Annotated in this window: 20 protein-coding genes; 13 read left to right on the top strand and 7 right to left on the bottom strand. The window is 67.2% G+C overall.

Going from position 1 to position 24,248, the window contains the following annotated elements; all coding sequences use genetic code 11:
- The first annotated feature begins 1 nt into the window (after position 1).
- From BCM27_RS22405 to BCM27_RS22385, 5 genes are read left to right on the top strand one after another with little or no spacing between them, the layout of a single operon-like run.
- Positions 2-1,198, top strand: a complete 1,197-nt coding sequence (locus BCM27_RS22405; protein WP_004022415.1) for a thiolase family protein — start codon at positions 2-4, stop codon at positions 1,196-1,198.
- Between the two features lie 38 nt (positions 1,199-1,236).
- Positions 1,237-2,973 (top strand): class I adenylate-forming enzyme family protein, encoded by a 1,737-nt coding sequence (locus BCM27_RS22400; RefSeq protein ID WP_110117444.1) that lies wholly within the window; start codon positions 1,237-1,239, stop codon positions 2,971-2,973.
- Between the two features lie 3 nt (positions 2,974-2,976).
- Entirely contained in the window at positions 2,977-3,438 is a 462-nt protein-coding gene (locus BCM27_RS22395; protein WP_004022413.1) for a PaaI family thioesterase, read from the top strand.
- 33 nt (positions 3,439-3,471) lie between these two features.
- The gene (locus tag BCM27_RS22390; RefSeq protein ID WP_004022412.1) at positions 3,472-4,950 is read left to right on the top strand and encodes a carotenoid oxygenase family protein; all 1,479 of its coding nucleotides are present in this window, start codon (positions 3,472-3,474) and stop codon (positions 4,948-4,950) included.
- A gap of 41 nt (positions 4,951-4,991) precedes the next feature.
- On the top strand, positions 4,992-6,062 hold the full coding sequence (locus tag BCM27_RS22385) for an NAD(P)H-dependent amine dehydrogenase family protein (RefSeq protein WP_004022411.1): 1,071 nt from the start codon (positions 4,992-4,994) through the stop codon (positions 6,060-6,062).
- Between the two features lie 108 nt (positions 6,063-6,170).
- Here the strand turns inward: BCM27_RS22385 and BCM27_RS22380 are convergent, their stop codons facing one another.
- Both BCM27_RS22380 and BCM27_RS22375 read right to left on the bottom strand, forming a co-directional pair.
- Complete coding sequence (locus BCM27_RS22380; protein WP_004022410.1) at positions 6,171-9,818, bottom strand: (Fe-S)-binding protein; 3,648 nt, start codon at positions 9,816-9,818, stop codon at positions 6,171-6,173.
- Between the two features lie 229 nt (positions 9,819-10,047).
- Positions 10,048-11,421 (bottom strand): WS/DGAT/MGAT family O-acyltransferase, encoded by a 1,374-nt coding sequence (locus BCM27_RS22375; protein ID WP_004022409.1) that lies wholly within the window; start codon positions 11,419-11,421, stop codon positions 10,048-10,050.
- A 215-nt stretch (positions 11,422-11,636) separates the two neighbouring features.
- Here BCM27_RS22375 and BCM27_RS22370 point away from each other — a divergent pair, with 215 nt between their 5' ends.
- Positions 11,637-12,152, top strand: a complete 516-nt coding sequence (locus BCM27_RS22370) for a SanA/YdcF family protein (protein ID WP_051987129.1) — start codon at positions 11,637-11,639, stop codon at positions 12,150-12,152.
- A 3-nt stretch (positions 12,153-12,155) separates the two neighbouring features.
- Here BCM27_RS22370 and BCM27_RS22365 read toward each other — a convergent pair whose 3' ends face one another.
- The gene (locus tag BCM27_RS22365) at positions 12,156-14,387 is read right to left on the bottom strand and encodes an acyltransferase family protein (RefSeq protein ID WP_004022407.1); all 2,232 of its coding nucleotides are present in this window, start codon (positions 14,385-14,387) and stop codon (positions 12,156-12,158) included.
- 139 nt (positions 14,388-14,526) lie between these two features.
- On the opposite strand from BCM27_RS22365, the gene BCM27_RS22360 reads away from it, so the two are divergent.
- The 3 genes from BCM27_RS22360 (at position 14,527) to BCM27_RS22350 (ending at position 17,574) form a co-directional block, all read left to right on the top strand.
- Positions 14,527-15,087, top strand: a complete 561-nt coding sequence (locus BCM27_RS22360; RefSeq protein ID WP_004022406.1) for a dihydrofolate reductase family protein — start codon at positions 14,527-14,529, stop codon at positions 15,085-15,087.
- A 126-nt stretch (positions 15,088-15,213) separates the two neighbouring features.
- Complete coding sequence (locus BCM27_RS22355; RefSeq protein ID WP_004022405.1) at positions 15,214-16,572, top strand: styrene monooxygenase/indole monooxygenase family protein; 1,359 nt, start codon at positions 15,214-15,216, stop codon at positions 16,570-16,572.
- A 69-nt stretch (positions 16,573-16,641) separates the two neighbouring features.
- Entirely contained in the window at positions 16,642-17,574 is a 933-nt protein-coding gene (locus tag BCM27_RS22350) for an oxidoreductase (RefSeq protein ID WP_004022404.1), read from the top strand.
- A 63-nt stretch (positions 17,575-17,637) separates the two neighbouring features.
- Here the strand turns inward: BCM27_RS22350 and BCM27_RS22345 are convergent, their stop codons facing one another.
- From BCM27_RS22345 to BCM27_RS22335, 3 genes are all read right to left on the bottom strand, one after another.
- Positions 17,638-18,723 (bottom strand): NAD(P)H-dependent amine dehydrogenase family protein, encoded by a 1,086-nt coding sequence (locus tag BCM27_RS22345; protein WP_004022403.1) that lies wholly within the window; start codon positions 18,721-18,723, stop codon positions 17,638-17,640.
- Between the two features lie 30 nt (positions 18,724-18,753).
- On the bottom strand, positions 18,754-19,848 hold the full coding sequence (locus BCM27_RS22340) for an aromatic ring-hydroxylating dioxygenase subunit alpha (protein ID WP_033205219.1): 1,095 nt from the start codon (positions 19,846-19,848) through the stop codon (positions 18,754-18,756).
- A gap of 64 nt (positions 19,849-19,912) precedes the next feature.
- Complete coding sequence (locus BCM27_RS22335) at positions 19,913-20,938, bottom strand: alpha/beta fold hydrolase (RefSeq protein WP_004022401.1); 1,026 nt, start codon at positions 20,936-20,938, stop codon at positions 19,913-19,915.
- Positions 20,939-21,213: 275 nt separating this feature from the next.
- Here BCM27_RS22335 and BCM27_RS22330 point away from each other — a divergent pair, with 275 nt between their 5' ends.
- Positions 21,214-21,888 carry a TetR/AcrR family transcriptional regulator gene (locus BCM27_RS22330; RefSeq protein WP_004022400.1) on the top strand — a complete coding sequence of 225 codons (675 nt, stop codon included), beginning with the start codon at positions 21,214-21,216 and terminating at the stop codon, positions 21,886-21,888.
- Between the two features lie 59 nt (positions 21,889-21,947).
- Complete coding sequence (locus BCM27_RS22325) at positions 21,948-22,166, top strand: hypothetical protein (protein ID WP_033205222.1); 219 nt, start codon at positions 21,948-21,950, stop codon at positions 22,164-22,166.
- 19 nt (positions 22,167-22,185) lie between these two features.
- On the opposite strand, the gene BCM27_RS22320 is transcribed toward BCM27_RS22325, so the two are convergent.
- Entirely contained in the window at positions 22,186-22,908 is a 723-nt protein-coding gene (locus BCM27_RS22320) for a cutinase family protein (protein WP_004022398.1), read from the bottom strand.
- Between the two features lie 169 nt (positions 22,909-23,077).
- Between BCM27_RS22320 and BCM27_RS22315 the strand changes: the two genes are divergently transcribed.
- Positions 23,078-23,809 (top strand): GAF and ANTAR domain-containing protein, encoded by a 732-nt coding sequence (locus tag BCM27_RS22315; protein WP_004022396.1) that lies wholly within the window; start codon positions 23,078-23,080, stop codon positions 23,807-23,809.
- Between the two features lie 32 nt (positions 23,810-23,841).
- The gene (locus BCM27_RS22310; RefSeq protein WP_004022395.1) at positions 23,842-24,243 is read left to right on the top strand and encodes an SRPBCC family protein; all 402 of its coding nucleotides are present in this window, start codon (positions 23,842-23,844) and stop codon (positions 24,241-24,243) included.
- Positions 24,244-24,248: the final 5 nt, after the last annotated feature.

The raw sequence follows: 24,248 nt of genomic DNA, 5'->3' as shown, positions 1-24,248 counted from the left end.
GATGGCCCAGTTCAGTTCCGGCGTCTACGTCTATGACGCCGTCCGCTCACCGAAAGCTCGTGTCCGCAAACAGGGCGGTACTTTCGCAGACGTCCCCGCACACGATCTTCTCGGTCAACTACTCATCGGAGTCCGCGAGCGAGGCCTTCCCGTGGACACCGTGGGGGACATCCTCATCGGGACCAGTACGGCTGTCGGCGAGCAGGGTGGGAACATTGCGCGCGCCGCCGCGCTGTGGGCCGGATGGCCGGACACCGTCAACGCGGGTGTGGTCTCCCGGTTGTGCTGTTCAGGCCTCGATGCCATCGAGACCGGCGCCGCCAAAGTCGCATCGGGCATCGCAGACGTCGTGGTGACGGGTGGCGTCGAGTCGATGTCGCGCGTCCCGATGATGGCCGACAAGCCCGCCATGGCCTTCGATGACACACTCGGTGAGCGGACCGGATTCGTGACGATCGGCGTCTCGGCCGACCTCACCGCGGCTCGATACGGCTTCAGCAGAGCAGATCTCGATCAGGCCGCAGTCACTTCTCACGAGCGAGCGGCTGCCGCACCCACATCTGACTCGGTCGTGCCGATCAAGACAGGAGAGGGGAGCTTCCTGGGGGCAGACGAGGGGCCCCGCCCCGGTCTGGACCTCGCGGCCCTCGCGGAACTGAAGCCGATCTTCGGTGACGACCCGTCCTGGAAACGCGTCGCGAACCGACTTCCGGGTGTCGCCCGCCCGGAGGTCGGACTCCACACCGCTGCCACGGCGCCCGCCCTCGCCGACGGCGCAGCCCTCGCCGTACTCGGATCGCGTTCTGCAGAACAAGCTCTCGGTCGCAAGCCGATCGCGGAGATCGTCGGGGTCGCCCAGGCGGCAGTCCGCTCGCCGCTGCTCACCGCACCGGTCGACGCGGCGCGGCGCGCGCTGGCCAGTGCCGGGATCACCGCAGCGCACCTCGACACCGTGGAGGCCAACGAGTCCTTCGCAGCCTCTGTTCTGCTGATCAGAGACCAGCTCGGCATCGAGCCGGCCAAGGTCAATCCGGTCGGAGGATCCATGGCCACCGGTCATCCGCTCGGCGCCGGGGGCGGAGTGCTGTTGGTCAACGCGCTCGATCACCTGCGCAGGGTCGACGGTGAGTACGCACTCGTCACGATCCCGGCGGCCCTGGGACTCGGTGCTGCACTCGTCATCCGGCGCATGGCATGAGCGACGACATCAACCTCACCATCGAAACGGGAAGATCAATGAACGACAACCATGACCGGACTCCGGTGCATCTGCGCGGCTGTCACCCGAGCACCACCGTCCGCGACAACCTCGAACGGGGCTGGTGGCGCGCTGAGACCCTACTGGATCTGTTCGACGGCCACGTACGCTCGCGCGGCGACGCGACCGCGATCACCGATCCCGGGAACCTCACCGAGATCGCGGCGATCGACGCGAGGTCGCTCACCTGGAGCGAACTGGACGCCCGAGTCGACGCCATCGCAGCGCGACTCCATGCTCACGGAATCGGCCCGGGTGATGTCGTTGCGGTCCTCCTACCCAATTCGGTCGCGCTCACCTCGACGTACTTCGCACTGTGGCGGCTGGGTGCGATCGCCGCTCCGATGCCCGCCTCGTATCGTCGACACGAACTGAGCCGAATCGTCGACTCGGCCGGTGCCGTTGCAGTCGTCACCTCCACTCGCCTCCACGATCGAGATCCGCACACGGAAGCACTCGAACTCCGCGCGACGTCGCCGTCACTCCGCCAGGTGTTCACCTTCGGACCTGTCGAAGGCGATACCGAACGAGCGCTGGATGGGCGAAGTCCCTCGGCGGATCAGCTCGAAGCGGCGCGGTCGGCGGCCCGCCGAATCGATCGAACTGTCAACGACTGCATCACGATCTGCTGGACCAGCGGTACCGAGGCCGCACCGAAAGGGGTCCCACGATGTCATGCGGACTGGCTCGCGATCGGGCAGACAGCGCAGGACGGTCTCCGAGTCACATCCTCCTCCGTGATGCTCGGCCCGTTCCCGATGGTGAACATGGCAGGATTCTCGACGTCCCTCCTGCCGTGGTTGTTGAGCGGCGCACATCTCGTACAGCACCACCCGCTCGATCTACGGGTGTTCCTCGACCAGATCGAGCGGCACCACGTCACGCACGCCAGCATGCCGCCTGCACTCCTCGTCATGCTGCTGCAGAATCCGGCGCTGCGGAACGACTTCGACCTGTCGACGTTGCGGACAGTCGGTTCCGGCGGGGCACCGCTCCCGCCGGGGGTGGTGCGGGACTGGCAGAACGACCTCGGTATCGAGGTTCTCAACTTCTTCGGCTCGAACGAGGGCATCTGTCTGCTCGGCGCTCCGTCCGACACACCGGACCCGATGATCCGGGCTGAGTACCTGCCGAACTACGGCACCACGAGCCGGACCTGGGCCACACCGGTAGCCCAGCAGACGGATGTCCGTCTGGTGGATGTCACAACGGGAAGTCAGGTCACACGCGTCGGCGATCGTGGTGAACTCCGGTTGAAGGGACCGACGGTCTTCGCCGGCTATCTCGACGGGACAGCAGAGAAGAGCGCCTTCGACGAAGACGGTTACCTGTGCAGCGGCGATGTTTTCGAATTGTGCGGTGACTCAGGCGAATACCTCAAGTTCGTCGATCGCAGCAAAGAGATCATCATCCGGGGCGGCATGAACATCGCGCCGGCTGAGATAGAAGGACTGCTGATCGATCATCCCGCGGTCGCAGACATCGCAGTGGTGGGGTACGACGACCCCGTCCTCGGCGAGAAATGTTGTGCGGCGGTCGTTCCCAAGCCAGCGGAATCGGTGTCGCTGGAGGCGCTGGTCGACTTCCTACGGGAGAAGGACCTCGCCTCCTTCAAGCTGCCGGAGCGGCTGGTGATAAGGGACCACCTTCCCCGTAACGCGGTCGGGAAGCTCCAGCGCCGCGAGATCCGTCGCGAGATCGCGATGGACGAGTAAGCCATGTCGGGCAACGAATCTCCGGTCGCCGCTCCACGTCCCACACCGGCAGGCGCGGGGGCCCAGCTGGCCGACGACTTGACAACCATGCTTGCGGGACGTCTTCCGGGGGTGCTCGGCATGCGGGTCCTCGAGGCATCCGCGGAGAAGGTGATCGGCGAGCTGACGGTGAGCGAACGCGTGCTGGCGCCGAATGGCTACCTGCACGCGGCGACCGTGGTCGCGCTGGCAGATACCGCCTGCGGAATCGGAACGCGTCTGTCACTGCCGGAGGGCGCGACGGGATTCACGACGCTCGAAGTCAAGACCAACTATCTGGGCACCGCACGGTCGGGGGTGGTCACCACCACCGCGACCCCCAGCCACTCCGGCCGACGGACCCAGACGTGGGACGCGACTGTGCACGACGGCGACGGCCGGACAATCGCGCTGTTCCGCTGTACACAACTCGTGCTCCGACCCTGACCGAGCCCGTTAGGGACAACGAAAGGAAGACCAATGACCAACACCCAGTTCTCCGCGGACAATGCGCCGATCGCAGTCGCTGCCCCGGCCGACAACGGCGTCGAGAATCCCTATGTACTAGGGGTTTTCGCGCCGGTTCGCGATGAGTTGACGCTCGACGACCTCGAGGTGATCGGCGAGATCCCCAAGGACCTCAACGGCGTGTACCTGCGGAACGGCCCGAATCGACAGTTCGCCGCGCCCGGCCGCTACCACATGTTCGACGGTGACGGCATGATCCATGCCGCCCACTTCGAGAACGGGAAAGTCCGCTACCGGAACCGTTACGTGCAGACCCGCGCTTTCCAGGCGGAGTCGGAGGCCGGTCGCGCCCTCTGGACCGGTCTGATGGAGAACCCCAAGGACAACCCATTCGGCAACGGTCACGGGCTCGGCATCAAAGATGGCGCGAACACCGACGTGATCTTCCACCGGGGCCAGGTGCTGGCGACATGGTATCTGTGCGGCACACCGTACGGAGTCGACCCACTCTCGCTGGAAACGCTGGGTGCGCAGGACTTCTTGGGTACGTTCGCCGGTGACATGATGGCGCACCCCAAAGTCGACGAGGCCACCGATGAGCTGTTCTGGTTCGATTACGGACCGGACCAGAACTATCTGCGGTACGGCGTGATCGGCGCCGAGGGCAAGCAGACGCACCTGGCCCACATCGACATACCGGCGCCACGCTTGCCACACGACATGGCGATCACCGAGAACTACGCGATTCTCATGGATCTTCCTCTGGTGCAGGATCAGGACGCCCGGCGAGCAGGTAAGTACCGCATCTTCTATGACCGGGAACTGATGTCGCGCTTCGCTGTCATTCCGCGGCATGGTAGCGGCGCGGAGGTCCGCTGGTTCGAGGCCAAGCCCTGCTACATCTACCACGTGGTCAACTCGTGGGAAGAGGGCGACGAGATCGTGATGGACGCCTGTCGGGTCAAGAATCCGCAGCACCAGACGACGTTCGACCACCCGTTGGCCAGCATGTTGGCGTACATGCGACTCGACGCGCAGCTCTACCGGTACCGGTTCAACCTGCGGACAGGGCAGACCACGGAGACCGCACTGGACGATGCGAACATCGAGTTCCCCAGTGTGGACTCGAGGATCATGGGCAAGCCGCACCGTTACTCATACAACATGAGCCTGGGCAACGAGCCCCTGCTGCTGTTCGACGGCCTGGTGCGATTCGACTCGCAGACCGGGACGAAGGTCGAGCACAAGTTCGGCAATGGACGCTGGGGCGCCGAGGCCCCCTTCGCGCCGCGCGACGACTCCACCGGTGAGACGGATGGCTACCTGGTCTGCTTCGTCAACGATGAAGCCGAAGACCGTGGCGAGATCAACATCTTCGACGCGGAGAACGTCGAGGGTGGGCCGATCGCCCGCGTCCTCCTGCCGCAGCGGGTCCCGTCCGGCTTTCACGCGTGCTGGATTCGCAGCGATCAACTGGCGCAGTCGAACTGACTGCGTCCCGGTCGATGACGCACACCAGAAAGGACTCCCGAATGTCCAGGAAGTACCGAGTCATCCAATGGGGAACCGGGTCGGTCGGCCGGACCGCCCTGCGTCGCATCATCGATGGTCCCGCATACGAGCTGGCCGGCGTCTACGTGACCTCCGAGGCAAAGCACGGCGTCGACGCCGGGGACCTGGTGAAACGACCCAGAACGGGGATATACGCAACCAGGGACCTGGGGGAGATCCTCGCCACCGACGCTGACATCGTCCTTCACACCGCCCTGCTGTCGGTGCCGTACGAGGCCCAGAATGAAGCTGTCGCCGAGGTTCTCGCGAGTGGGAAGAACCTGATCTCCACCAACGGCTTCTACCGTCCTCGGGTGCACGCCGAGAACTACTGGCGTCCATTGGAGAACGCTGCTCTCACCGGCGGAGTCACACTCGCCGGGGCCGGACTCAACCCTGGATTCGTCGCGGAGCGGCTGGCGCTCCTCGGGACCGGCCTTCTCGCCGATCTGGCCGAAGTCCGCTGCTATGAGACCTTTGACGCATCGAGATCGCCATCCCGGAGACTGCTGGAGGCAGTCATGGGTTTCGGAACAGATCCGGACGAGACGTCCCTGACGACGAGCCCACTCGCCGACGTCTACAACGCGTACTACGCCGAGACGCTGCAGTTCGTCGCCGAGGCGCTGAACACCACGGTCGAGTCGATCACCCCCCAGCACGAGGTGACCCTGGCTCCGCACGACATCGAACTCCCGGCAATGACGATCCGGCGTGGTCATGTGGCAGCGACAACCTGGCGCTGGCGAGGTGAGTTCGCCTCTGGCGCTTCGATGTTGCACGAGATTCTGTGGACGTCGTCGGTCGACCTGCATCCCCAGCTCGCTGATGGAGGGGGACACTGGCGCGTGGAGATAGACGGCCGACCGAACGTTCGGATGAGCCTCGACCTCAGTGACTCGGATCCAGCGATCCCCTCGTCCCGGCCGGCAATGGACGCAACGGCCTCGGTACTCCTCGGCTTGATCCCCGGTGTGGTCGATGCCGAACCCGGGTTCTTCGACCTTCCGGTGCTGGCACCATTCCGGGCTGCGGAGACCATACGTCGGTGACGTCGCGGTGTGAGAGGCCGGGCGTTCGCGTGCCACGCGGAGTCCTCGGCACAGATGCAGAACGGGCTCCGACCTCACGGTCGGAGCCCGTTCTGCGTGTGTAGCGGACTACTTGTGGCCGGGCCGCTTCTTACCGGCCGCGATGCCGAAGCCCTTGGCCTTCGACGCCCCGGTCTCGGCGATCGTGCGAGCCGCGGACGAACCGTTGCTCGACGCCGCAGGCGCCGCATCGGTGGTGTCGGTCTCGTCCGCGTCGGCCTGCGGGGCTTCGGGTTCGGGCGCCGGTTCCGGCTCGGGAGCTGCTTCCGGCGCCGGTTCCGGCTCGGGAGCTGCTTCCGGTGCCGGTGCAGCCGCCGGGGCGGCCTTGCGTGCGCCGCCGGGCCGCTTCTTGCCCGCGGCCATCCCGAAGCCCTTGGCCTTGGCCGGCTTCTCCTCGGTGAGCACCGCGGCCGAACCGCCCTGCGGTGCCTCGCCTGCCGGCGCCTCCGCTGCCGGCGCCTCCGCTGCCGATGCCTCGACGGTCTCGGCTGCCTCGGCCGCCGGGGCGTCGACCGCCTCGGAAACCGGCTCCGTTTCGGCTGTCGCGGGTGCAGCCTCGGCAGGTGCCGCCGCGGCAGCCGGCGTGGCCGCCGCCTTGCCGATACCGCCGGGACGCTTCTTGCCCGCAGCCATCCCGAAGCCCTTGGCCTTGCCGGGCTTCTCTTCCGTTGCGGTAGCAACAGGTGATTCCGTCGCCGCTCCCGCTGTAGCCGACTCCGCTGTCGTCGTTCCCGCTGTCGCCGAAGCCGATTCCGTGTCCACGGTCGGGGCGGCATCCGGGGCCGATTCGGTCTCGTCGACCTTGCTCTCGGCGGGCGCGGTCACCCCGGCGGCCGGGGCCGCCGCGTTGGTGGTCTTCTGACCCGGGCGCTTGGCCTTGCCCATGCCGAAACCCTTGGCGGCGGGCTTCTTCTCGGCCTGCGCCGTCTCGGTAGCGGTCTCGGCGACCTCCTCCTTGACCGCTTCGGACGACTCGGTCTCGGCCGGCACCGGCTCGGCGGTACCCCCGGCAGGCTTGCTCGCGGCGCCGGGACGCTTGGCCCCGCCCTTCATGCCGAAGCCCTTGGCGGCGGGCTTCTTCTCGGCCGGTGCCTCGGCAGTGGTCCCGGCGGGAGCCGACTCCGTCGCGGGGGCAGCCGACGCCGCTGCGGCGCCGGGCTTCTTGCCGCCCTTCATGCCGAAACCCTTCGATGCCGGCTTCTTCTCGGCGGGTGCCTTCTCGGCGGGTGCTTCCGGTGCCGCGGTCTTGGCCGCCGCGCCCGGCTTCTTGCCGCCCTTCATGCCCAGGCCGACCTTCGGCTTCGGCGCGGCCTCGGTGGTCGCGGCCGACGCAGTCGCAGCTGCCGCCGCGGGCACCTTCTCGGGCTCGGGTTCCGGCTCCGGCTCGACGAGGGTGGGACGCGGTCCGAGGAACCGGCCGCCGAGTTTGACCTCGGTCCGGTCGCGCTTCACCGATTCGAGCAGCAACTGCGCGACGTCGACGACCTCGACCTTGCCCTCGGACTCGGTACCGCTCGTCCGGGCGGTCACACCGTCGGTGAGCATGACGCGGCAGAACGGACAGCCGGTCGCGACCTTCTTGACCTGATCGCCGGTGGTGTCGCCGAGAGTATCGAGCGCCTCGTCGACCCGGTCGATGTTGATCCGCTTGCCGATCTGCTCTTCCATCCACATGCGGGCGCCGCCGGCACCACAGCACATGGACCGTTCGCCGTGGCGCGGCATCTCGGTCAGCGTCGAACCGGCCGCACCCATCAACTCACGCGGGGCGTCGTAGACCTTGTTGTGGCGGCCCAGGTAGCACGGGTCGTGGTAGGTGACACCCTCGCCGAGCGGTGCGACCGGAACGAGTCGCTTCTCGCGCACGAGACGGTTCAGCAGCTGCGTGTGGTGGACGACCTCGTACTTCGCGCCCAGCTGCGGGTACTCGTTGCCCAGTGCGTTGAAGCAGTGCGCACAGGTGACGACGACCTTCTTGCGCTGCTCGGGCGCGGTCGCGAAGACCTCGCCGAGCATCTCGATGTTCTGCTGCGCGAGCATCTGGAAGAGGAACTCGTTGCCGGCACGTCGTGCGGAGTCACCGGTACAGGTCTCGCCCTCGCCGAGGACCATGAAGTTCACCGCGGCCATGTCGAGGAGCTCGGCGACGGCCTTGGTGGTCTTCTTCGCGCGGTCCTCGTAAGCACCGGCACAGCCGACCCAGAAGAGGTACTCGAAGCCCTCGAACGATTCGACGTCCTTGCCGAAGACCGGGATCTCGATGTCCATCTCGTCGATCCAGGCGGTGCGCGCGGAGGCGTTCTGACCCCACGGGTTGCCCTTGTTCTCGAGGTTCTTGAACATGCCGGCCAGCTCGGTCGGGAAGTCCGACTCGATCAGGACCTGGTAGCGGCGCATGTCGAGGATGTGGTCGACGTGCTCGATGTCGACCGGGCACTGCTCGACGCACGCACCACAGGTGGTGCAGCTCCACAGGGTCTCGGTGTCGATGACCGCGCCGAGCGCCTCGGGATCGAACTCACCGTCCACCGCCTCGATGGCCTGTCCGCCACCGAGATCGCCCTTCGATTCGCCGACGAGCTTGCGTGCGGCCTCGGCTCGCGCAGCTTCGGGGATGGCGTTGAGCTTGTCGGTGAGGACGTTGCCGTCCGCGTCGACCAGGCCGACCTCGTCGCCACCCATGTCCTTGCGGCCACCGGCCAGCAGGTAGGGCGCCTTGGCGTTGCCGTGGTCGCGCAGCGACATGATCAGCAGCTTCGGGCTCAGCGGCTTACCGGTGTTCCACGCGGGACACTGCGACTGGCAGCGACCACACTCGGTACACGTGGTGAAGTCGAGCCAGCCCTTCCACGAGAAGTCCTCGATCTTGCCCGCGCCGAACGCGTCGACGTCGGGGTCGGCGGTCTCCATGTCGAGGACCTTGCCCTGGCTCATCATCGGCTTCGCGGCACCGAGGGCGACGCCGCCGTCCTGCTCGCGCTTGAAGTAGATGTTGAAGAAGGCCGAGAAGCGGTGCCACGCAACGCCCCAGCTGATGTTCATGCCGACCATCGCCAGCCAGACCATGCCGCTCATCAGCTTGATGACGGCGAAGATCGACACCAGTGTCGGCGAGGCCGGGAGGATCTTCGCGACCTGCATGGTGAAGAAGTCGGAGTAGGCGTTGGCGTGACCGTAGGTGGCGATCTTCGACGCCTTGACCAAGATCATGCCGAGGCCCTCGAGCAGCACGATGACCTCGACGAAGTAGGCCGGCGCGAACCGGGAACCGCCGAAGCGCGACAACCGCTCGGGGACGCGCGGGTGGTTGAGCTGGCGGATCACGATCAGCACGATGATGCCGACGACGGTGGCGATGCCGAGCAGCTCGTCCCAGAGGTGCCACGCGAAGGTGTCACCGAAGACGGGCCAGTGGAACTCCGGGTTGATGGACTGTCCGTAGGCCTCGAACCACAGCAGGAATCCGCCGAGGAAGCCGACCATCACGAGCCAGTGCGCCCAGCCGACAGTGCGGAACTTCACCATGCGCGTGTGAACGATGAATTCCTTCATCATCGTCAGGAAACGCGGGAGGATGGGCCAGAAGCGGGAGCTGTCGACCTTGTGCCCGAGCTTGATGGTGCGGAAGATCCGCACCACGCCACCGAGGAACAGGTACCAGCAGAGGAGGCTGATCACCGCGGCTGTCGTGCCGATGGCAATCGTCGTGGTAGTCACGGGCGCGTACCGGCCTTTCGTCTAGGTCGTCCGCCCCCGGTCGCGGAACGCGAGGCTGGGTACCACGGGGCGGTGTACTACAGGTAACCGTAATTCGTTGCGCCACCGGCGCGCTGCCAAGGCTGGCCTAATTACGCTGGTCTACCTCATATCAGATGATACTCGCGAGTAACTTACTGTCGAGTCAGGGTGTCCGAGGCCACGTCCGGGCCGCGGGCGACCGGAGACGTCACCGCGTTCGCGCGACCTTCTCGAGTTCTTCGAGCGCCGTGTCGAGGTGCGTGAGCAGGCGTTGCAGGCTCGGGAGCTGGGCCCGGGCACCGATCAGCCCGAAGTTGATGTGCTCGGCGGTGCTGGTCACGGTGATGTTGAGCGCCAGGCCTTGCGTCGGGATGGAGACCGGGTACACGCCGTCGAGGCGGGCGCCGTTCCAGTACAGGTGCTTCGACGGCCCGGGGACGTTGCTGATGATGATGTTGAACTGCGGGGGGACGTACTGGACGAAGCCGGGCACGGTCGCGAAGGCGAGCGGCGCGAAATTCGCCGCGCCCAGCGCGAGGGCCTGCAGCGGACGAAGACCCCGGACCACCGACTTGCTATGGCGCGCCGACTCGACGAGTTTGTCCAGGCGGCGTTCGGGATCCGGCTCATCGGTCGCGAGACTCACCAGGATGGCGGTCACCGCGTTGCCGTCGTCATCGCCGTCGGTGTGCATCGACACCGGCACCGCCGCGATGAGCGGGGCGTCGGGCAACGCGTCCTGGTCGATGAGGTACGACCGCAGGGCCCCCGAACACATGGCGACGATCACGTCGTTGAGGGTGATGTTCCGGGCGTCGGCCACTGCCCGCAGACGGTCGATCTCCCACTGCTGCGAGGCGAACCGGCGGGCGCTCCCGATCGCGACGTCGAGAATCGTGCGCGGGGCCCGTCCCAGTGGGGCGACGAACTCTGGGTCGCGGAGGCCGGCCACCGCGACCTTCGCGGCCGCGGGCCCGAGGCCGGCGACCTGGCCTGCCGCGTTCGCCAGGCCGGACACCCGGCTGCGCAGACTCGGCGAGGGGCGCGGGGGTCGACGCTCGACCAGCGCCGGGTCCCAGGGTGCGGTACCCGACCGGTCGTCGGGGTCGTCGGACAAGGTCCGCTGGAGCAGGCGCAACGCGGAGACGCCGTCGACGACGGAGTGGTGGATCTTGCTGTAGAGCGCCACCCGGCCGTCGTCGAGACCCTCGATGACGTGGATCTCCCACATCGGTCGGAACCGGTCCATCAGGGCCCCATGGTTGAGGGAGACGTATCGCAGCAGCTCGCGGACGCGGCCGGGGCGGGGGAGCACGGTCCGCCGGACGTGGTAGTCGAAGTCGATCTCGTCGTCGAAGGACCACGCCACGTTGCCCAGCAGGGTCACCGGGACCGCCGGCCGTTTGCGGAAGGTCGGATGGACTTCGGTGCAGCCGCAGAACGCCTCGATGATCTCTTCGGCGAGTTCGCTCGACGACTGGCCCTCGCGCGGTACGAACAGTTGGAGTCCGCCCACGTGCATGGGCTGCTCCCGCGTCTCGGCGAGGAGGAACATCGACGAGGTGACCGGCATGTACGGCATCGCACCATCACTTTCACACCACGAAATGGATGCGCGCACAGGCTGAGCGCGACCGAGGTCTCCTCAGTATCACGGGGCGACCGCCGGGTCGGGGCTCGAATGGGCATGTTGGGAGTCGGTCCCCCTACGTTGTAGGGGTGAGGTCAGGTGCTCGTCTCGTCGTACCGGTGCTGCTGGTGCTGGTCGAACTGTGGATCACCCTGGCCGTCACGTGGATGTACTTCTCGTCGGTCGGCAGGATCGACGACGCGACGGCGCCCGCCCGCCGGCCCGCGCTGCTGGTGTTGGGTTCCCTCGTCTACGACGACGGCTCACCCGGCGACTATGTGCGAGGCCGGCTCGACACGGCGCTCGAGCTGTACCGGTCCGGGGGAGTGGGCCGGATCATCAACTCGGGCAATGGTTCCGAGGAGGCGGGAAACGAACCCGCGGTGATGCGAAGCTATCTCGAGGAACGCGGTGTCGACCCGCGGGCGATCGTCGACGACCCGTCCGGTCTCGACACCGCGGCGAGCTGCCGACGCGCCCGCGAGGTGTTCGGCGTCGACGAGGTGGTCATCGTGACGCAGGGTTTCCACCTGCGCCGTGCCATCGCGTTGTGCCGCGACCAGGGCGTCGACGCGCGCGGAGTCGCGGCCCGATGTGACTGTCCCGCCTGGACTCTCGCCCGGAACCACGTCCGCGAGACGGTGTTCGCCGGGCCGCGGGCGGTGCTGACGGCGGTCGGGTGACCCTCACCACCAGCCCAGCGACCGCTGGAGATCGGCTTCGACGGCGGGGATGAGGCTGCGGACGAAGGTCGCCGAGAGGTGGTGGAAGTCGTGCCACACCAGGATGTTCCCGACCACCGCGGGGCAGTACCGGTCGTCGCACATGGCGTCGGTGTAGTCGAGGAAGCTCATGTTGGGGAACTCGCCGGCGAGTGCGGCGGCGGGGTCGGCCGGCGCCATCGCCTGAGCGCGGGGCACGCCGCACACCTCGGGTTTGCGACCGCTGGCGAGACACTCCGGCGGCTTGAGCTGTCCGGTCGCCCAGGGGTTGTCGCGGACCGCGACGACCCGCTGCCCGCGGTCGCGGAACTCGGCGAAGATCTCTTCGTAGTCCTTCGGGACGTAGTCGCCGTCGCCCGACTCGACGGGCCGGGTGCTGTTGGTGAACACGACATCCGGCTTGTCGACGGCGAGCCGCTCCATGACGCGCCGCGACCAGTCGTTGCACTGGTAGTACTTCTGGCCGAACCACGTGAACACGTGCTCGGTCGTGAGGGCGCACCCGACCTTGAGGTAGGTGGTCACGCGGAAGTCGTGGCGCTTGCCGATGGCGTCGAGCGCGGTGATCCACTGTTCCGCATGCGAACCGCCGACCAGCGCGATGGTTCGGGTGGCGTTCACGTTGCCGTAGTAGCCGACCTTGATGGACGGGTCCTTCCAGCCGCTGATGATCGAGTCGTAGGAGGTGATCGGCCAGTCCATGTCGACGACTTGGGGACTCGGTTGTGCGGTCACGTTCGGTACCGGAGCGCCGTCGAGGAAGGCCCGCGCACCCGGGTACAGCCGTGGGTCGAGGTTCTGGGTGTCGAGGGTGGCGTTGGCGGCGTCGCGCTGCCAGCTCACCGCGGCGGCGCCGGCTGCGACGCTGATGACGACCAGTACCGCGACGAGGGCGCGCCGGTAGCCTCTGGTCTTCTCGAACGGCGGCCGCGCGACCACGCCATCGGCATCGGGCGGCACCGGGGACTGCTTCCGCTTCGCCGACCCGGCACGCAGCGGCGCCTCGACGTACTTCGTGGTCAGCCAGGCGAGCAGCACGGACACGGCCAGGATGGCGGTGCCCTCGAACCACGAGACATCGTCCTGATAGCGCCACGCCAGGTAGAAGATGAGCAGCGGCCAGTGCCACAGGTACAGCGCGTAGGCGATCGAGCCCAGCCACACCAGCCGGGGATGGGCGAGACCGCGGCTCACCCCCGATCGGATCGAGGTCTGTCCGGACGCCGTCTTCTGGTCGACGGGGGCCTGATCGATGGGGGCGGTCTGCGACGAGCCGACCCCGATGAGGATCAGCGTCGCGCCCACGGGGACGAGCGCCCACGCCGCGGGGTATTCCTGGACGCCGGCGATCCACCAGCCACACGTCACGATGAGGCCCAGGGCCACGAGTCCCAGTAGGTCACGCACCAACCGCGACAGCGCGATCCGCGGCATCCACACCGCGAGGAGTCCGCCCACGAGCGGTTCCCACAGACGGGCCACGGTGTCGTAGTAGGTGAAGGGCTGGTTGATCCCGTGGCGGTAGTTGGCCCACGCGAAGGAGCCCAGTGCGACGACGCCGAGCGCGATCCCGACGACTCCACGGACCACCTTGGGGTCCGCGAAGAACGCGGATCGCCGGCCGAGGGCACGCAGCACCGCGCCCAGTGCCAGCGCGCAGACGAGGGTGAGGACGAAGAACTGGCCCTGCATCGACATGGACCAGAGATGCTGCATCGGGCTGTTCGCGGAGTCGGCGGCCGCGTAGTCCTGCGACTCGAACGCGAGGTGCCAGTTCTGGTAGTACAGCGCACTGGCCTGCAGTTCGGCCCCGAGCGGTCCCCAACGCGTCGTCGGCATGATCAGCGCGATCAGTCCGGCGGTGACCGCGAGAACCAGCAGCAGAGCGGGCAGCAACCGGCGCAGGAGCCGGGAGAACCGCGGCCACGGATTGATTGCCGCGCCCCAGGAACTCGTCGCGGGCTGGGTCGCCAGGACGTGCTTGAGCAGAGACGCGACGAAGAAGTAGCCGGACAGGGTGAGAAAGACGTCGACGCCGCCGGACACCCGGCCGAACCAGACGTGGAAGATCGCCACCAGTGCGATCGCGATACCGCGTAGCCCGTCGAGGTCCAGCCGGTACCCGGAGGTGTTGCCGGTCGCGGCGTCCTCGTTCGGGGTCGCGACAGGTGTCGCATCGGTCAGGGGCGTACGCACAGAGGGCGATGGTACTTGGCCGCACCTGAGCGCAGCCTGGCACGAGCGGGGTGTCGCCGGACCTCACAGCAGACTCTTCGGTTCGCCCATCCGCTCGGAGTCGGTGCCTGGGTCGGCAGGGCGTCGTACCATCCCCCGCATGCTGCTCTTGTCGATGGGTGTGTCGGTCGATGGCTTCATCTCCGACCGTGACGGGAATTTCAACTGGTCGGTTCCATCCGACGACCTGTTCGCGTTCCACACCGAGCGGGTTGGCGAACTCGGTGCCTTCGTGTGCGGCCGTCGCCTCTACGAGACGATGCTGGTGTGGGAGACGGACCCGCGGATGCGCGAGAACGAGGCGGATGCCGCGTTCGCCGACATCTGGTCGGCGCTGCCCAAGGTGGTCTTCAGCCGCACCCTCACGACGGTCGAGGGCAACGCCCGGCTGGCGCAGGGGTCCCTGGCCGACGAGCTCACCGTGGTACTGGACTCCACGGACGCCGACGTGGAGATCGGTGGTGCCGACTTGGCATGGCAGGCAATCGAACTCGGCTTCGTCGACGAATTCCGCATCTTCCGGTACCCGGTCATCGTCGGTGGCGGTACACCGCTGCTCCCGCCGGTCACCGACGCTGTCCGGCTCGACCTCGCCGAGACCCGGACCTACGGCGGCCAGGTGATCTACGAACGTTACCGCCGCGTGCGCGACGACACGTAGGCTCTCCGCTTTCCCGGTACGACGCACGCCATTCGTTCTCGGTGCGTCTAAACCTTCAGCCACAGCACTCGCCCCGGCACCCTGTCGAGCAGTCATTCCACGCCGACAACCAGGGGAGATCCACTCATGACAGCACGACGATCGGTCGCGATCATCGGGGCCGGGCTGGCCGGGACCAGCGCGGCACTCGGATTCGTCGACGCCGGATTCGACGTCACGCTCTACAGCGACCGGGACCGCGAGTCGCTGCGCGACAAGGTGCCGCCGACCGGGGTCGGGGTGCTCTTCGGAAAGCCGCGCGAGTGGGACGCCGAGATCATCGACGACCTGTACGAGGTCGGCAACACGACGGGTATCAGCGCTCGTCTGTACTCAGGTGCAGGCGACGAGCGCGCCGCGGTCCTCGAGTTCAATCCGGACTACGGCTACGTCGCACAGGCTGTCGACCTGCGCCTGCGTGCCGACGACCGCCTGGCCCGGTTCCTGGACCGCGGTGGACGATTCGAGGTCGGGCAGATCGGGCTCGACCGCCTCGACGCGATCGCGGCCGACGCCGACATCACCCTCGTCGCGACCGGCAAGGGCGGTTTGTCGACGCTCTTCCCGGTCGACGAATCACGTAGTCACTACCGGGAACCGCAGCGTCGTCTGCTGCAGGTCACCCTGACCGGCGTCGACCACGGCCCCGAATCCTTCGCTTACCGCAGCAGCGCGGGCGGCGACCACTCGCTGTTCAACCTCGATGCCCAGAACGGGGAGATCTTCGTCGGACCGTTCCTGCACAAAGATGCCGGGCCGACGTGGTCGTTCATCGTCTTCGCCAAGCCCGCCGGAGCGTGGGCGGCCCGGCTCGACGACGTCCACGACGCGGTGTCCGCCCGGCAGACGATCTCCGGCATCTTCGCGGAGTACTTCCCGGAGGACGCACCGGTCATCGACCAGCTCGAGGTCATCGAGTCCGATCCGGTGTCGTGGCTCAAGGGCGCGGTCACCCCGACTGTCCGGCAGTCCGTCGCGACCACCGCGGGCGGACACCCGGTGGCGGCGATCGGCGACACCGCGATCGCCGTCGACCCGGTCGCGGGCCAGGGGGCAGCCAACACGCTGTTCCAGGTCGCCGAACTCGTCAAGGCCGCACGGGACCACGAGGGTGAGTTCACCGCCGAGTGGCTGTCGGCGGAGTTCGAGAAGCACTGGGAGCGACGTGGACGGGCCGCGGTCGAGGTCACCCGGCTCTACCTGGGCGACCCCGACTACGCGACCCACCTGGAGTTGTCGTTTCCGGCTGCCGCCGTCAGTCCCGCCATCGCGTCGGCGTTGTTCGGTCTGCTCTCCGAACCGAATCCGCTGCTCGGTCTGCGGACCCGTGAGGACGTGGAGGGTTTCATCGCCGCGGTGGCCGGAGAGCCGCACGAGGAGGTCCTCGCCCGCTTCGCGCCGGCCGGACAGTTCAGCAGCGCCACCCCGGCGGCCGTGAGCGCCTGACGCCCGCCCTCCGGCGTCGATGTGATACGAACGACATCGTCGTTCGAGTCGACGCCGGAGGGGGCAGATGTGAAGTCGGGGTGGATGTTGGCCGACGCGCCACCGCAGACCGGTCGGGTCGCGGTGGTGACCGGCGCGAATTCGGGGATCGGACGCGAGATCGCGCTCGGGCTGGCGACGCTGGGCGCGCGTGTCGTGCTCGCGTGCCGCAATCCCCAGACCTCGGTGGAGGCCCGCGACGACATCGTGGGCAAGGTCCCCGGGGCAGAGCTGGAGCTCGTCGATCTCGACCTCGCGAGTCTGGATTCCGTCCATGACGCCGCCGCCGAGATCCGGCGGCGTCATCCACGGATCGATCTGCTGGTCAACAACGCCGGCGTCATGCGGGCGCGGCGCGAACTGACGCCCGACGGTTTCGAGATCGACTTCGGCACAAATTATCTCGGTCACTACGCACTCACCGGGCTCCTGGCCGATCGCCTGCTCGCCGCGGACTCGGCACGCGTGGTCACCGTGGGCAGTCATGCCCACCGCGCCGGCGCCATCGACTTCTCCGATCTACCGATGGACCGGACCTTCAGCAGTGCGGGTGCGTACTCGCGAGCGAAACTCGCCCAGATGCTGTTCGCGATGGAACTCGACCGTCGGATGAGAGACGCCGAGGTGTCGGCGATCTCGCTGGCGGCCCACCCCGGTGGTACTCGGACCGGGGTGATGCGTGAGCAGAGCCGGTTCCTCCAGTGGGCCTACCACGCACCGTCGCTGCGCTGGCTCACCGACCGGTTCATCATGGACCCGCCCGACGGTGCCCTGCCCGTCCTTCGTGCGGCCACCGATCCGAAGGCGCAGGGCGGCGAATACTACGGTCCCGTCGGCAGTCTCGGGCTCGCCGGTCCGCCCGTACTGGTCGAGCCGTCGGTGAAGGCCAAGGACCGCGACGTCGCCGCACGACTGTGGGACATCGGTGCCGAACTCACCGGGGTGACCATCGACCTCGGTTGACCCCCGCTCCCTGAGGTGCGAGGAGCGCTAGCGACGAGCCACGAAGGGTCGCAACACGTTCCGTCAGATCGCGAACCGCCCGGCGAATGATCGCAGCGGGAGGTCGGCACTCGTCACGATGCCCGGCGGTGCCGCCGCGACGGACCGGATCGAGTTGAGGGCCGGGAGTCCGGTGACGGTCATGCCGATGGACGCGAAGTTCTCCGGGTTGGAGAGGTCGAAACCCTTGCGCGGGAAGATCATGTGCTTGGAGTAGATGTTCGGGTCGCCGGTCACCTGGGTGATGTAGCAGGCCTGGATGTTCCACGACGGATCGGTGTGCGGTGTCATCTGCCATTCGAGATGCGATTCGACGCGCGCAACGCCGTCGACCATGCCCTGGTACTTGATGTAGCTGCCGCCGAGTGAGCCCTGCGGGAGCTGATACCAGCCGAGGTCGACGTCCTTGGTGCAGGCGCCCAGCTCGTAGGAGAAGGTCACCTCGTCGAGTTCGAGATCGAAGGCGTCGGCCATCAGGTAGACCGAGTCCGCGAACACCGCGGTGTACTTGTACAGCGAATCGGGGATGTTGGGGTCGTCGACGGGCAGGCCGTATCCGACCGCCTTCCAGGTGTCGACGGAATGGTGGCAGGAGACGTCGACGGATTCGATCACCGTGACGTTCTCGATGTCGGCGACGTCGGCGGTGTGCACGATCCCGAGGATCTGTGCCAGACCGGGATTCATGCCGGTGCCGTAGAAGGTGGCTCCACCGCGCTCGCAGGCCTCGGCGATGACCTCGCTGACCTTGCGCCCGGACTGGTGCGGGTGGTTGGTGTCGCGGTGGAACCCGGTGATCCAGTCCGCGGTGGTGACGACGTCGATCCCGGCCTCGAGAACCTCGACGTAGAGATCCTCGTCGGGAAAGACGCCGTGGAACGTGAGCACATCCGGACGGGCGGCGATGATCTCCTCGACCGTGCCGGTTGCGGTCACACCGACCGGATCGATGCCGACGATCTCACCGGCATCCCGGCCGATCTTGTCGGGCGTATAGCAGTGCAGGCCAACCAGTTCGAGGTCCGGATGCGACTGGATGCGTCCGATCATCTCGGTGCCGAGGTTTCCGGTGGCGACTTGGAAGACGCGGATACGTGGGGAGGCGGTCATGACAGATCCTTTCGGCGGAAGCAGTTCCGGTCAGGGCTGCGCGGCGGCGCGCAGCGCGTCGAGCTCGGATCGGCGGATGCGGACGAACTCCTCCGCCGACGGCACGGCGCCGCTCGGTGCGGACGGGTCGGCGCCGTCGGGCCCGCCGTCGGGATAGAACTGGCGCGCCCACTTCCGAAGGGCGGTGAAGCCTTCGAACTCTTTGCGGGACAGGGCGGGCGGGTCGGAGTAGCGCTGGTGCGCCCAGATGTCGATGTCGGCGGCGAACTGCTCGATGACGAGGTCGGCCATGACGGTGCCGTAGCGGGTGATCTCGCCGGTCTCCTCACCCGGTTTGCGGCCGATCCACACGGTGAACCGGACGTCGGAGGTGTGCTCGTCGACCGGGGTGACCGCCGGCATCGTGCGATTGTCGACCATGCCCCAGCTCTTGGTCACCGAACACCCGAGCCCGGCGTTGATGGATTCGACTCCACTGGTGGCGTTCTCGAGTGTCGCGCCGTCCTCGAATGCGATCGTGAAGTCGACGTGGGACACCGGACCGGCGAAGTCGTGCCGGGTGAACTCCGGCATGAACGGGGTCTTGTGGACGAACTTGAAGTGGGCGAAGTCGACGCCGTTCTCCATGATGTACTGCGGATGGATCTCGAGTCCCGGCCGGAACAGGGTGGCGGCGGGGACCGGCGGGTAGTAGTCGGCCGCGGTGCGGTCGTCGCCGAAGTCGCCGAAGATGTCGGGAACATCGAAATATGGTGGGCGACCGTCGGTGTCGTGCCAGATCCAGACTGCCTCGTTGCGTTCGAGGACGGGGTAGCTGCGGATGCGGCGTCCCCGGTTGGGGTGTTTCTCGTACGGGATGCACACGTTGCGCCCCTCGCGGTTCCACTCCCAGCCGTGGAACGGACACACCAGGTTCTCGCCGTCGACGTGGCCGCCGTGACCGAGATGGGCGCCGAGGTGTTCGCAATAGGCATCGAAGACGGAGACCGCGCCCGAGCGGGACCGCCAGGCGACCATCTCGCGGCCGAAGTATTTCATCGTGTGGACGGCCCCGACGGCGATCTCCGAGCACCAGGCGACCTGGAACCAGCCGGTGGGTGTCATCGACAGGGGCGTTCTCGCCATGGGGCAACGGTAGGTCCCGCCGACGCGGAATGCAAGAGGGTTCTTTGAAAGTTGTCCCTCCTGGTCAGCTGGCGGTTTCGACCAACTCCGGAGTCGACGACGCCGCATGCATGACCCGGTGGATCTCGGCCGTGAAGTCCTCGGCGGCCTCGATGTTCGACGCGTGCCCGGTGTCGAGGACCACGAGGCGGTCGAGCTGGCCGCGGATCGACAGGGCGTGTGCGATGCGCTGGGTCATCGCATGGGGGAGAAGGAGGTCGTGCCGCCCGCCTATCACCGTCGTCGGCACCGAGATCGCCTCCGCGCCGGTGGGTCCCATCGCCAGTTGAAGGAGGGCCACTGCGGCCTTGGCTCGCGAGCTCGGGGTGCACGAGCGGGTCATCGCGAGGACGAATGCGGCGTGGTCGACGGTCGCGGACCGGCCGTTGAGGACGCGATGGCGGATCACGCTCCTCGTGAACCGGTCACCGGGGAACGGGATCGGTACCGACAGTGCCATCTGCAGGAGCCACAGCGGCGCCTTGATCGGACCGTTCACGAGCGGCAGTACGCGGCTCTCGGTGGCGATGCCGCCCCAGGTGGTGTTGGCGAGGATCATTGCCGCTGCTCGAGCCTCGGCCTGGCCGCGATGTCGGTGCGCCCACGCCTGCAGGGTGATGCCGCCCATGCTGTGGCCGACGAAGACTGCCTTGGAAGTGTCGGGGATCGTCTGGGACACCACGGTGGACAGATCGTCCGCCAGCACGTCGGCGTCGAATTTCCGTTTGCCCCAGGTGCTCTCGCCGTGTCCGCGCTGATCGTAGGCGATCACGTGGTAGCGCTCGGCAAGGGCGTTGACCTGTGGATTCCAGTACTCCACGCAACATGACCAGCCGTGCACGAGGACCAGGACGGGTGCGTCTGCGGGGCCGTGGTGTACGACACGCAGCCGTGCGCCGTCGTCGGTGACCGCCCATGAGGTTCGTTCGGGTTCCCGGCTGTTGAAGAGGGCGTCCACGTACTCACGGTTGCGCAGCCGCCGACGAGCCTCGGCCGGCGAGAAACCGGCCAGGGTGTGTCGGGCCGAACCCAGTACACCGGTGGAAATCATGTCGTCCTCCTCGCCCCCGCCTCGTGACAGGTGTCACAGGAGACCTTGATGATACAAACCCATGCGATGTGTTCCTAGTGTTTCGGAATCACGGTTTGTGCCATATGTCGGGTTGTGTCGAACCGGCCGAGCGCCGGCTCGTCCATCGGTCCTCCGCAGTTCGTCACCATCGGGTGATCGGACGGGTAGCCGAGCGAACGATCGCCAAACATCTCGCCCGTGAGGGCGTTGGTGGAGCGTCGTGGCCGCGAACGGTCCGACTACGATCGGCAGCCATGGTCTCCGGTGACTCCCGCATCTCCGACACACGGTCCGCGGACGCCGGTATCCCCGACAGCGGTACTGCCGGCGTCCCGCGGCGGGCGAACAAGCGCGGCCAGGCGACGCGCGACGCGATGCTCGACGCCGCGCTCGTCTCGCTGGCGACCGGTGACCCCGCGTCGGTGTCGGGCAACCGGATCGCCAAGGACATCGGTGCGACGTGGGGCGCGATCAAGTATCAGTTCGACGACATCGACGGTCTGTGGGCGGCGGTGCTGCATCGGACCGCGGAACATCGCGGCGACCTGCCGGTGAGCGTGAAACCCGAAGCGCCGTTGGCGGAACGGGTCGCGGCCATCGTCGACCTCATGTACGACGGACTGACCGCACCCGAGTCGCGGGCGATCGAGACACTGCGGGCCGCGCTGCCACGGGACCCGGACGAGCTGCGTCGCCTGTTCCCCAAGACCGCGGCCGAATTCGCCTCGTGGGGACCGTCCTGGATCGACTCATGCCAGCGCGCGTTCGCCGACCTCGACGTCGACCCGGAGCGGGTTCGGGAGGTGGCGGCGTTTCTCCCGGGGGCCATGCGCGGGCTGGTGTCGGAGAAACAGCTCGGCACCTTTCAGGACCAGCAACTCGCCCGCCGCGGCCTGGCCAGGGCCATCGTCGCGCTTCTCGCGGGCTGAGCGCCGGGGGCCACGGCGGTCAGGAACCTTCAGTCGCCGTCGGTTGGGGGACATGCGGCATGCGTTTGCGAACCCGTCGTTTCGGCCTCACGGGTCCACAACCTTCTGGTCGTCTTCGGTTGTCAGGTGGTCAACGCACAGACAACGAAGTCGAGCACATCAGTTGGGACGAGTGGTTCCGCAACTTCGAGCGCGCCGAACTCGCTCTCGTCTACGAAGCGACGAAGTCCGACGCCGGCCGGACCTTCGCGAAGGTCGTGCCGGCGCCGGACTTCTGAGCCGTGTGAGCTTCTCCGTTCAGACGCGCCGGGCCGCGTACCGGGCGCCCTCGAGGGTCATGCCGTTCACCGAGTAGAGCACGTGCAGGGCGTTGGGACCGCCGACCGGAGAACCGTTGCAGATGGTGTCACCGGGGACGCAGTAGCGAACCGTGCGGCTGCGGTAGGGCGCGGCCACCTTCACCGGGGGAGCGCCGATGTCGTCGATGAAGCGATCCGACGGCGCGCCGTAGAGCACGATCGCGGCGACGTTGCGCGCCATGTTCGCCGGCAGCGGCGGCGGCACGAACCGGTCGTAAGTCGCGTATCGCGCCGGCAGATCCAGTTCGGCCTGGACGGAGTAGGCCGCGACGACGGCGCCCTGGGAGTATCCGCCGAGGATGACCTTGGTGCCCGGGCACTTCGCGGCCAGGGACTTGATGCGGTTCTGGGTGGTGCGGACACCGTCGGCCACCGTCTGGGCGAACTTCAGGCGGTTGTTGAACTGGTCGCTCGCGGGATACGGAACACCGTAGGAGCTGACGGTCTTGCCCGGCAGCTGCGAACGAACGGCCTCGACGAAGGAGAGGCCGGTGAGACCGAGCGGCGGCGCCGTCTCGACGGTGCCGCGCGCGAACACCACCTCGACGTCGGAGCACGATGGCGCGGCCTGGGCGGTCGGTGTGCCGACGGCCACCGCCCCCGTGATCGCAGCGATGACACAGAGGACGGAAACACTCAACCGTTTGATCACCTGGCTCATGGTAGAGATCACGTACGGCTGAGTTAAGGGGCTCATCGTCCCAAAGAATGAGGCAATCCGGGGCCATCCGGGAGGCGCTTCGACACGAACAACCGGGTTGAGCCCGTGCAATATTCTGTACGATTACGAGGCTCGCCGGGCAGCCCCCGGCACATCGAATCGAGGTTGAATGCCTGTGGCAACAGACGTCCATCACAAGATCGCCGAACTGGCGCGGCAGATGCATGCAGTCCCGGAGAGCACCCAGGACTCCACCGGCCAGGTTCTGGGCTCCATTACCGCCGGGGCCGTCGAGTATGTCCCCGGCGCCCAGTACGCCGGTGTTCTGCTCGTCGACCAGAAGAAGAATTTCGACACCCTGGCGCCGACCGATTCCCTGATGATCACGGCTGACCAGATCCAGAAAGAAACCGGCGAGGGTCCGTGCCTGCTGGCGGCCTGGGACCACCACACGGTGCTCGTGAACGACATCCGCACCGACGAGCGGTTTCCCGCGTTCTCCGCACGCGTCATCGACGAGACGCCGTTGCGGTCGAGCCTGTCGTTCAAGTTGTTCACCGACAAGGGCACCATCGGCGCGCTCAACCTGTTCTCCGAAGAGACCGACGTGTTCGGCGATGAGTCCCTGGAAGTCGGGCTGCTGTTCGCGACGCACGCCGCGCTGGCGCTGCGAGCGGCCCGTCAGCAGCAGCACTTCCAGAGCGCCCTGGCGAGCCGAGACGTCATCGGCCAGGCCAAAGGCATGATCATGTACCGGTTCCGCATTGATGCGGTAGCCGCTTTCGCTCTGCTCCGACGACTGTCCCAGGACACCAACACGCCGCTGGCAAAGGTCGCCGAGCAGCTCATCGAGCGGGAGCTCAGCGAATCCGGCGAGGCGGGAACCGAGTCGATGTCCTGACCCGGCCCCCGCGCGGCGACTAGGTTGGCCACATGCGCAGCCGACACGTGAGTGTGGTCATCAACGCCGAACCCGGGAACGTCTACGACTTCGCGGCCGAACCCGACAACCTGCCGCGCTGGGCTGCGGGGCTGGCGAAGTCGGAGGTGGTCCGGCGGGGTGACGAGTTGCTCGTGGAGTCGCCGATGGGCACCGTCACGGTCCGGTTCGTCCCGCGCAACGCGCTGGGCGTCGTCGACCACGAGGTCGTGCTCCCCACCGGTGACACCGTGCTCAATCCACTTCGGGTCCTGCCGCATCCAGAAGGCGCCGAAGTCGTCTTCACCATCCGGCAGCTGGGCATGTCCGACGACGAATTCGACCGCGACACCCAGATGGTGGAAAAGGATCTCGCACAGCTGAAGTCGCTGCTCGAGACGGGCAGTCCGGCCTAGGCCCG

This window comes from Gordonia terrae, assembly GCF_001698225.1.
Taxonomy (GTDB): Bacteria; Actinomycetota; Actinomycetes; order Mycobacteriales; family Mycobacteriaceae; genus Gordonia; species Gordonia terrae.
The sequence above is the reverse complement of the archived record's forward strand: the minus strand, read 5'-3'. Positions and strand labels throughout refer to the sequence as shown.